This window comes from Pseudomonas sp. MF6767, assembly GCF_016405475.1.
Classification (GTDB): domain Bacteria; phylum Pseudomonadota; class Gammaproteobacteria; order Pseudomonadales; family Pseudomonadaceae; genus Aquipseudomonas; species Aquipseudomonas paracarnis.
In genome coordinates this window covers 1-633 of sequence record NZ_JAEKCY010000061.1, presented here as the reverse complement: position 1 = coordinate 633, position 633 = coordinate 1, and the positions used below count along the sequence as shown (strand labels likewise).

Below are 633 nucleotides of genomic sequence, written 5' to 3'. Positions count from 1 at the left end.
ACGACGATGCCGGGCGCTTGGTCGCGCTGTTTCCGGGGGATGATGAGCCAACGTCCTACGAGCATGACAACGGTTTTGTACGGGTTGTCAGGCGTGGGGAGGCGGTCTGGAAATACGAGCGTAATGAACAAGGCGATGTTACGCGTAGGACCGATCCCGATGGAGAGGTTACTGACTACAGCTACAACAAGCACGGGCAACTGACTGGAGTTTGGTACCCGGATCACAGTTGCCATCGACTGGTGTGGAACGAACGCGGGCAGTTGCTTGAGGAGCAATTGCCCAATGGTGGGATCAAGCGTTATCGCTATGACGATCTGGGACGGCAAGTTGCCTGTGAGGATGAGCATGGTGCGCTGACGCACTATCACTGGGACTGCGTCGGCAGGTTGATTCGTCTTGTATTGCCAGGCGGTGGTTGTAGGGAGTTCAGCTACAACCCCTACGGCAAAATCATCGCCGAACGCGACGAACTCGGCCACGTCACCCGCTATGAATACGCCGATGGCCTGCACCTGATCAGCCGCCGTCTCAACGCCGACGGCACCCAGGTCAAGTACCGCTACGACAACGCCCGGCTGCTGCTCACCGAGATCGAAAACGAAGCCGGCGAAACCTACCAACTCGACTACC

Annotated in this window: 1 pseudogene; it reads left to right on the top strand. The window is 57.8% G+C overall.

Features of this window, described 5'->3' with window-relative positions:
- A pseudogene (locus tag JFT58_RS30090) lies at positions 1–633 on the top strand (RHS repeat protein); the annotation flags it as partial.